Origin of the sequence: Thalassotalea litorea, assembly GCF_043642205.1 — a bacterium.
In the GTDB taxonomy this organism is placed as follows: Bacteria; Pseudomonadota; Gammaproteobacteria; order Enterobacterales; family Alteromonadaceae; genus Thalassotalea_A; species Thalassotalea_A litorea.
On record NZ_JBHZSG010000069.1, the window covers coordinates 1 to 9,442 of the forward strand.

At 45.2% G+C, this 9,442-nt stretch carries 8 protein-coding genes; 1 reads left to right on the forward strand and 7 read right to left on the reverse strand.

The features are described from left to right. Positions 1–76: 76 nt before the first annotated feature. From ACHUFQ_RS16590 to murJ, 7 genes are all read right to left on the reverse strand, one after another. Positions 77–754, reverse strand: coding sequence for a GspH/FimT family pseudopilin (locus ACHUFQ_RS16590; protein WP_394176963.1), 678 nt, complete (start codon positions 752–754; stop codon positions 77–79). Positions 755–911: 157 nt separating this feature from the next. After that, on the reverse strand, positions 912–1,841 hold the full coding sequence (gene ispH, locus ACHUFQ_RS16595) for a 4-hydroxy-3-methylbut-2-enyl diphosphate reductase (RefSeq protein ID WP_394176964.1): 930 nt from the start codon (positions 1,839–1,841) through the stop codon (positions 912–914). A gap of 40 nt (positions 1,842–1,881) precedes the next feature. Beyond that, a complete protein-coding gene (gene fkpB / locus ACHUFQ_RS16600) occupies positions 1,882–2,316 on the reverse strand; it encodes an FKBP-type peptidyl-prolyl cis-trans isomerase (protein WP_394176965.1) in 435 nt (144 codons plus the stop codon). A gap of 94 nt (positions 2,317–2,410) precedes the next feature. Next, the gene (gene lspA / locus ACHUFQ_RS16605) at positions 2,411–2,920 is read right to left on the reverse strand and encodes a signal peptidase II (protein WP_394176966.1); all 510 of its coding nucleotides are present in this window, start codon (positions 2,918–2,920) and stop codon (positions 2,411–2,413) included. A gap of 28 nt (positions 2,921–2,948) precedes the next feature. After that, positions 2,949–5,771: an isoleucine--tRNA ligase gene (ileS, locus tag ACHUFQ_RS16610; RefSeq protein WP_394176967.1), complete on the reverse strand. Its 2,823-nt coding sequence runs from the start codon at positions 5,769–5,771 to the stop codon at positions 2,949–2,951. Positions 5,772–5,779: 8 nt separating this feature from the next. Beyond that, on the reverse strand, positions 5,780–6,727 hold the full coding sequence (gene ribF, locus ACHUFQ_RS16615; RefSeq protein WP_394176968.1) for a bifunctional riboflavin kinase/FAD synthetase: 948 nt from the start codon (positions 6,725–6,727) through the stop codon (positions 5,780–5,782). A gap of 126 nt (positions 6,728–6,853) precedes the next feature. Continuing rightward, a complete protein-coding gene (murJ, locus tag ACHUFQ_RS16620; RefSeq protein WP_394176969.1) occupies positions 6,854–8,419 on the reverse strand; it encodes a murein biosynthesis integral membrane protein MurJ in 1,566 nt (521 codons plus the stop codon). A 593-nt stretch (positions 8,420–9,012) separates the two neighbouring features. On the opposite strand from murJ, the gene rpsT reads away from it, so the two are divergent. Further along, positions 9,013–9,273, forward strand: coding sequence for a 30S ribosomal protein S20 (rpsT, locus tag ACHUFQ_RS16625; RefSeq protein WP_394176970.1), 261 nt, complete (start codon positions 9,013–9,015; stop codon positions 9,271–9,273). The last annotated feature ends 169 nt before the right edge of the window (positions 9,274–9,442 follow it).

Here is a 9,442-nt window from a genome sequence, read left to right on the forward strand (position 1 = left end):
TATATCAACGAAATCTATATTGTAACTGAACCTCTGCCCTAACTCTGAGTTGTGCACAAACTTAATGGGATTGGTATTAGTTACAGTCGATTAAAGAACCTGGACTGGTTTCATACACCCCATCAGCGTCATAGTCTCTGGCTATTCGTACTCGTCCCGAACGGCTAATAATAATCGCCCGGTGATATCGTGATGATTGCTCAGAGCAAATGGTTAAGGTGCCATTGTGAGCGTTGGTAAAACCACTGGGTTCAAATTGCAGGTAGTTGGTCCCTTGAAAAGATCGCCAGTCGAGCACAAAGCTTTTTGTTGAATCGTGGATGGTACGTATCAGAATATCGCCGTGAGAAAAGTCATGGTTAAGATCTTTATCCACAAATACCAGGCCTCCCTGATGCCATAGGCCACCACAAACAGCTTTATCGGTACTAGGACATACCGTTACCCGTTGCTGGTAGGAAATCGCACTTTGCCTGGCCAGCTGCAAAATACCACGCCATCGTTCCATCTCGGTTCGGGAAAGCTGGTTTTGATATATGCCCTGGACCCCAGGGACAGCAATAAGCGATAAGATCATAATCAAGGCTATCACCACCATAAGCTCAACCAGACTAATTCCCCCATGCTGTTTATCACCGGTTCCCGTGGGATTCCTGTAATTTTGGTCATAACTATCCTGTTTGGCATGGTGGATAATTTGCGGACGATTTCGCTTTTGGGTTTGTTGAGGTTTTGGTGTTTTGTGTCGGGGCATATTCAATGTTGAGTTCCATGTTCCGTATGGTGCTCTTTGAAGGTTAGTGAAATTACTTTGTTTCGCCCTAAAAATACAAAACCACGCATCATAGCGTGGTTTTAGAATGGACTCCGGAGCCCGGATATTGATTACGTAAGGTTAAACACCTTGCAGATCAACGCAGTTCGGCCGGCACGGCAAACACCGTTGTTTCCGCACGACCCGGGTTTTCTACAACCACGGTACCACCGAATTCTTTCAATTTATTGACCACGTTAGACACCAAAACTTCTGGGGCCGACGCGCCAGCGGTTACTCCAACCTTTTCGATACCCTGCAACCAGGAAAGCTCAATATCGTCAGCGCCATCAATCAGGTAAGAGGTCGTCCCCATTTTTTCCGCCAACTCTCGTAACCGGTTTGAGTTCGAGCTATTTTTTGCACCAACCACCAATAGCAGATCGGTTTTACTGGCAATGGAGCGCACCGCATCCTGACGATTTTGCGTGGCATAGCAAATATCATCTTTACGAGGACCTTCAATATTTGGAAATTTGGCTTTCAAGGCGTCAACCACTTCCGAGGTATCATCAACCGATAACGTCGTCTGGCTACAGAAAAACAGCACATCGGGATTTTTCACTTCCAGGGTTGCCACATCATCCACTGATTCCACCAGATAAATACCACCAACGTCGCTCTCATACTGCCCCATAGTTCCTTCAACTTCCGGGTGACCGGCATGGCCGATGAGAACGCATTCGTGATTTTTACGGGACGCGCGGGTAACTTCCATATGGACTTTGGTTACCAAAGGACAGGTAGCATCAAAGACTTTCAGGCCGCGATTTTTCGCTTCCTGGCGCACCGCCTTGGATACACCGTGAGCGGAAAAAATGACGGTATTGTCATCAGGAACTTCATTCAATTCGTCGACAAAAATCGCACCACGCTGTTTTAAGCCGTTGACCACAAACTTGTTATGAACGACTTCATGGCGCACATAGATTGGCGCATCAAATAAATCTAATGCGCGATCAACAATACTGATTGCCCGATCAACGCCTGCACAAAAACCTCTGGGGTTCGCTAGAATAATTTCCATAATGGTCTCGTTACCAATCCTTATCTCTGTTATATCAAGATCAGAGGATATCTACTACATCTACAACGAATGTTATCGCTTGTCCTGCAAGTGGATGGTTAAAGTCCACAGTGACGGATAAATCATTCACTTCCCGGATAATGCCAGGTAGGTCTCCGCCCGGTTGACTGAAGGTTATGATGCTACCAACCTCGGCAGGTGTCTCGCTATTAAATTTACTGCGATCCAAATAATGGATATTATCCGGGTTCACTTCACCAAACGCGTCTTTCGCTTCGAGTGTAAACTCCTTGTTATCCCCAGCACTCAAACCAAGCAATTGCGCTTCAAACGCCGGAGACAGGCTGTTGTCGCCCATAATCACCTTCGCCGGTTTATTATTTACCTTGGTGCTATCCGCAGCAGAACCATCTGCCAACTTCATTGTAATATGCATTAATACGGTAGAATCATTGGCAATAACACTGCTCGACATACCTATCTCCACTCAATCTTTCGTTGTGTTTACAACGTTTTTAAATTTGCTCGCAATCTCACCGATTGCATCGGCAAATCACAAAAAATCTGGGTTAAGCGTTTTTCTTTTCACGCTTATTATCACTGTCATCATCGCTGGTAAAGGCTTCAAAAATCATCAAAGCTGCACCCACGAAGATGGCTGAATCGGCAATATTAAACGCCGGCCAGTGTTTGTTACCGACGTAAAAATCCAGAAAATCGATCACATAACCAAATGCCATTCGATCGATTAAATTGCCCAGCGCGCCCGAGATGATCAACGCATAGCTAATACTGATCAATCGCTCTTCCGGCTTAGCTTTTGCCATCCAGAAAACCAGCAAACTACTCACGCCAATGGCGATGGCACTAAAAAACCAGCGCTGCCAACCACCGGCATCAGCCAGAAAACTGAACGCCGCACCCGTATTATGGACGTAAGTAAAATTAAAAAAGGGTAATATCTCAATGGATTGATATAATGCCATTGATGCGACAACCAGTTGTTTGGTTACCTGATCAACCACTAACATGATTAGCGTAAGCCACAACCACTTCAGGCCAGAACCTTTAATATTCATTATTATTCTCTGCTATTTAGCTAAACGTTTAGGCAAACTCGCGGGTTTCGCCTTCGCCATCGACATTGGTAATACAACGGCCACATAAATCACTATGCGATTCGTGGGTGCCAACATCGTCGGTATAGTGCCAACAACGCTCACACTTTTTACCTTCAGAGGCTTTGATGTTAAGCCATAAGCCGTCAAGCTCAGTCGCTTGTGCGTCTTGTGGTGCGCCAACAACTTCCTTAACGGTCGCTTTAGAGGTAATCAATACAAAGCGTAATTCATCCCCCATGGCGTTTAATTGTTGCGCCAGTTTCGCGTCCGCATACAAGGTGACATCCGCCTGCAAGGTTGCCCCGACGACTTCGTCACGACGTGCTTGTTCAAGCGCTTTGTTGACTTCGGTACGAACCGCTAACAATGACTGCCAGTAATCGTTATTCAATTCAGTATCTTCAGACAACGCCTGTAGACCGGTAAACCATTCACCGGTGAATACGAATTCGTCACGCTTGCCAGGCAAGGCTTGCCAGATTTCCTGAGCCGTAAACGATAACACCGGTGCCATCCAGCGAACCATAGCTTCCGCAATCAAATACAATGCGGTTTGACAAGAACGGCGAGCATTACTGTCTTCTTTGGCCGTGTATTGACGATCTTTGATGATATCCAGATAGAAGCCACCTAACTCGGTGGTACAGAAGTTCATGATTTTTTGAACCACCGCATGAAACTCATAGTTTTCGTAAGCTTCGATGATTTCACCCTGCAATTGTGCAGCTTTACCCACAACCCAACGATCCAGTGCAACCATGTCATCAAACGCGACGGTATGCTGTGCCGGTTCAAAACCACTCATGTTGGCCAATAGGAATCGCGAAGTATTACGAATTCGGCGATAGGCATCAGCCTGACGTTTGAAAATTTCATCGGAAACGGTAATTTCCTGGGTATAGTTGACGGATGCAACCCACAGGCGCAGGATATCCGCCCCTAATTTATTGGTAATTTCAGCCGGGGTGATCACATTGCCTAAAGATTTGGACATCTTGTGCCCCTTAACATCTACGGTAAAACCGTGAGTCAGAACCTGCGAATATGGGGCACTGCCATTCATGGCTACTGAAGACATCATTGACGACATAAACCAACCACGATGTTGATCACTACCTTCCAGATATAAATCGGCTTTCTTATCAAATTCTTCGCGGGCATCAATCACCGAATAGTGAGAGACACCAGAATCAAACCAGACATCAAGCGTATCCGTGATTTTGATATAATCCTGAGCTTCGCTACCAAGCAATTCTTCGGTTTCCATATCAAACCAGGCCTGGATCCCTGCTTTTTCAACGCGTTGGGCAACCTGTTCCATCAACGCCACCGAATCCGGGTGTAAGGCATTGGTATCTTTATGCACAAATAAGGCAATGGGTACGCCCCAGGTACGTTGACGCGAAATACACCAGTCCGGACGTCCTTCTACCATGCTTTCAATTCGACTTTGACCCCAGTCAGGGATCCATTGTGTTTTTTCGATCTCTGCCAGAGATTGTTGGCGCAAACCATTCTGATCCATGCTGATAAACCATTGTGGGGTTGCACGGAAGATAATAGGAGTCTTATGACGCCAGCAATGTGGATAAGAATGCTCATAGGCATGATGATGCATCAATGCGCCTTTTTCTTTAAGCACCTCAATGACATTGTCATTGGCTTTAAAGACGTGCTGATTGGCAAATAATTCCGTATCCGGAAGATAAACACCATTAGCACCAACTGGGTTGGCAACTTCCAGATCATACTGTTTACCGACATTAAAATCGTCAACACCATGACCAGGGGCTGTGTGAACACAACCGGTACCGGAATCGGTCGTTACGTGTTCACCTAAAATAATAGGTACCGTAATGTCGTAGAATGGGTGTTGAACGTGGATATTTTCCAGTTCGCTACCGGAGCAGAACCCAAGCGCATGATATTTAGCAATGCCAAAACGATCCATACAGTCTTTAACCAGATCTGTGGCTAAAATCAAACGTTGCATTCCTTGCTCTGTTTCTATCTGTACTAACGAGTATTGCAACTCAGGGTGTACAGACACTGCGCGGTTTGCAGGTAACGTCCAAGGCGTTGTGGTCCAGATAACGATACCGATAGCCCCTTCACCGCTGTGCCCTTGTGGGTGCGAGAATTTATTGGCGATATCGTCGCTAGCGGTAAATTTCACATCGATGGCGGGAGAAACTTTGTCTTTATATTCCACTTCCGCTTCCGCTAACGCAGAACCACAATCGGTACACCAATGCACAGGTTTAAAGCCCTGATGCAGGTGACCATTATCGGTAATTTTTGCTAACGCGCGGATGATATTAGCTTCGGTATCAAAATCCATGGTCAGATACGGTTTGTCCCAATCGGCAAACACACCGAGACGTTTAAAGTCTTCACGCTGACCATCAACCTGCTTTAACGCATAATCACGACATTTTTGACGAAACTCTGCCGCATTTAATTTCTTGCCAGGTTTGCCAAACTTTTTCTCAACCACCAATTCAATCGGTAAGCCGTGACAATCCCACCCCGGAACATAAGGGGAGTTGAAATCCGACAAGGTTTTGGCTTTAACGATAATATCCTTCAGGATTTTATTTACCGCATGGCCAAGGTGGATATTACCATTTGCATAAGGAGGTCCATCATGCAAAATGAATGATTTTTTACCTTTTTTGGCCTGGCGAATCTGACCATACAGATCTTTTTCAGCCCACTCTTTTAGTACTTTTGGTTCCCGCTGCGGCAAATTACCACGCATAGGGAATCCAGTTTCAGGTAAGTTTAACGTATGTTTATAATCACTCATTGACTTCATTATCCGTTTCGTTCGGCATTAACAAGAATCCGCACAACGGTGCGGGCCTGCTCACTATCTTTCTGTATTTGCTGACTTAATTCATCGACGGAATTAAATCGCACTTCCTGTCGCAATTTTTGCAACAGTGCTATTTCTATTTGTTGACCGTATAGATCGCGCTTGAAATCAAAAATATGGACTTCGAGCTGCTGGCGCTCACCATTAATGGTCGGTCTTGAACCAATATTGGCAACCCCATAATGGGTTTCACCGGCGACAAAGATTTTTACCGCATACACACCATTAACGGGTGAGACACAGCGTTTTAGTAACACATTCGCGGTTGGAAACCCCAACCGACGTCCCCGTTTATCGCCATGGACAACACGTCCCATAATCGAATAAGGGCGACCTAACATGCGTTGTGCTTCTGTTAAGTCATCTCGATATAATGCTTCTCGTATCGCCGTACTGGATATACGACAGTCTAACAGCTTATAACTCGCCGTATCCGTTACCGAGAAACCGAATCGTTTGCTAGCATTCTGTAACATCGAAAAATCACCTTGACGATTTTTGCCAAAACGAAAATCATCGCCGATGATCAGGTGCTTTATACCAAGTTTATCGACTAACAGGTTTTCGATAAAATCTTCTGCGCTTTGACTGGCAAATTCGCGATTGAAATTGACGCATATCAATCGTTTCACGCCCAATTGACTAAGCAGATGATATTTATCACGTAACCGTGAGAGCCTGGCTGGCGCGTGTTGGGGATTAAACAGCTCCTGAGGTTGTGGCTCGAACACCATGACCGCAGGGATCGCATTGAGTTGTTTGGCTTTGTCTACAAGCGCCGAGATCACGCGCTGGTGCCCTAAATGGACACCGTCAAAATTTCCAATCGTGAGTACGCACCCATGGTGGTATTTACGAATATTGTGAATGCCTCGAAGCAACTGCATGTAAACTGTTTACCCTACATCGCCGGAATTTTAGCCGACTCTGTGCCTTTTATCGTTAAAAACCGCCGAATTATATATCAGTGTGCATTAATAATCAGCACATTGAACAAACTAATTCTTACTAAATTACGCGCTTTTAACCAGAAAATGACGAACACGTATGCCGATAACAACAAGACACAGCAGATAAACGAATGCGCTGAGGAAAATTAGCCCGCTAAGCCAAACTACCTGTGTCAATAGCCCTGCACTTAGCCAATCATTAAATGACGGTGTGACCTGCCATAAAACCGCACTCATCACCAGGGTCGCAAAAATCATTTTGGCAATAATCACTATGGTATCCTTGGACATCTGATATATCCCAAGAGCCTTCAACCCCCGGTACAGTAGGAACGCATTTAATGTTGCCGACATTGCGGTTGCCAAAGCCAGTCCCACATATCCAAATACCGGTGCCAACGCCAGGTTAAACGCCATGTTGGCAACCATCGCCTTAATGCCAATTTTAACCGGTGTTTTGGTATCCTGACGGGCGTAATAGCCGGGCGCCAGCACTTTAATAAACATAAAGCTGAGCAAGCCACACAAGTAGGCGTAAAGTGCCATGGAAACCTGGGAAACGTCATGCTGGCTAAACTCGCCGCGCATAAACAACACCATGATAATCGGTTGAGCCAGAATCATCAGCCCCGCCAATGCCGGCCAGCCCAATAAACTGACGACACGCAGCGCCCAGGACAAGGTTGATGAAAACTCCTGAGGGTTTTGCTTTGAGTGAAGCCTAGACAGGCTTGGCAGGATCACCGTTGCAATGCCAATACCGAATAACCCCAATGGAAATTCCAGTAAGCGGTCTGCGTAATACAGCCAACTGATAGACCCGGTTACCAGGAAACTGGCAATGAGTGTATCAAGCAATAGGTTAATTTGTGTTACCGACACTCCAAAAAGAGCGGGAATGATCAATTTTCGAATTTTCTGTACACCGGGATGACGCCAACCCCAACTCGGTTTAACCAACGCATTGGCTTTTAACAGAAAAGGAATTTGAAATAAAAACTGAATAAGACCGCCAAAAAATACCCCCCAGGCAAGGGCAAATGCGGGTTCAGCAAAATAATCGGCTCCAATCATCGCGGCTATGATGATGCTCACGTTCAACAGCACTGGGGTAAACGCCGCTGCAGCAAATTTCCCTATGGTATTGAGTATTGCCCCAGCCAGTGCTGTCAGGCTGATAAACCAAAGATAGGGAAAGGTTATTTTTAACAACAACGAGGCGAGTTCAAATTTTTCAGCACCTGGCCCCCCCTGGATCCAATCAAGAAACCAGCCAAAACCAAATAAGGCCACCAGAACGGGAGAGGCGATCACACCGACTAAGGTCACGATCGTCAGCAACACCCCCAAAGTACCGCTAACTTTGGCGATAAGTTCACGAGTTTGCTGTTGCGAATCCGCTTGCTCCTGATATTCACTTAATACCGGAACAAAGGCCTGAGCGAAAGCACCCTCGGCGAAAAGCCGACGTAAAAAATTGGGAATTTTATTGGCAAAGAAAAACACGTCGGCGCCAGCATCGGTCCCCATAAAACGGGCGATCACCACATCCCTGACAAGTCCCAGGATCCGAGATATCAGGGTCATAGCACTGACAATAATGCCTGATTGTAATAATCGTTTACTCAAACGATTAAGCTCCTGTTGTTATACCTATGAAGCTGCTAGCTCCGTCTATTTAGATATGCTATCACGCACAAGAGTTGAATAGTATATCTGAGGTTAAACTCACAGACTCAATTGGGGTAGATAATCGACTCTGTAATATTTGGTCAATGATATTCACGTCACTTTGTGTTCTCGGCTTTCTATTCTCGGTTTTGTGTTTTCCGTTTTTTGAATGCGACCATGAACCTGCTCTCAATATGGTGCGGCGAAGGTGTTATTTTTATCTTTGTTTTGGTATTTGAATTTTCAGGTAGGGTTTTCTCATGCCTTTTCGTTAGAGAATGGTAACAATTACTCGAACCCTGAGCAGGATTGCCGTATAATCACTTTCATCCTGGGTGCTGTCATCCCTGTTTGAGCCTTATGATAAGGTGATTGTGACGATGAATATTGATTAACCGTCATCATCGGTATGTCCTGTTTACGTCTCATACGAAATAATTGTTTGTGATTATTTCATGATTACCATAAAACATTTGACATGCGCGGAAAAAACAGGCATATTTCACCGCCTTAAATTATGGCTATCTTATTTAAATATTTAGGAGTTTACCTTGGCTAACTCTAAGTCTGCTAAGAAGCGCGCTATCCAAGCTGAGAAGCGTCGCCAACACAATGCAAGTCGCCGCTCTATGATGCGCACCTACATGAAAAAAGTTATCGCTGCTATCGAAGCGGGTAACAAAGAAGTTGCAACTCAAGAGTTTGCCGCTACCGCTCCAATTCTGGATCGTTTAGCTGGTAAAGGCTTGGTTCACAAAAACAAAGCTGCTCGTGCTAAGAGCCGCTTGAATGCTGCAATCAAAGCATTATAAGTTTTCGTGATTAGAAAAACCGGCTTAATAGCCGGTTTTTTTATGCCTGAAATTTAATGATTAAGTGATGAGGGTTAATGCCTCTTCACTGTGGTAATACCAATCACATTAAATTATTGCTCACTCAGTGAGAATTTAAAGGCTTTTAGGCAAGGCTTTGATTGCAGAG

Excerpts from the sequence above, each read along its gene's own strand:
- lspA (WP_394176966.1), bottom strand. The coding sequence starts at position 2,920 with ATGAATATTAAAGGTTCTGGCCTGAAGTGGTTGTGGCTTACGCTAATC.
- ileS (WP_394176967.1), bottom strand. The coding sequence starts at position 5,771 with ATGAGTGATTATAAACATACGTTAAACTTACCTGAAACTGGATTCCCT.
- ACHUFQ_RS16590 (WP_394176963.1), bottom strand. The coding sequence starts at position 754 with ATGCCCCGACACAAAACACCAAAACCTCAACAAACCCAAAAGCGAAAT.
- fkpB (WP_394176965.1), bottom strand. The coding sequence starts at position 2,316 with ATGTCGAGCAGTGTTATTGCCAATGATTCTACCGTATTAATGCATATT.
- ispH (WP_394176964.1), bottom strand. The coding sequence starts at position 1,841 with ATGGAAATTATTCTAGCGAACCCCAGAGGTTTTTGTGCAGGCGTTGAT.
- ribF (WP_394176968.1), bottom strand. The coding sequence starts at position 6,727 with ATGCAGTTGCTTCGAGGCATTCACAATATTCGTAAATACCACCATGGG.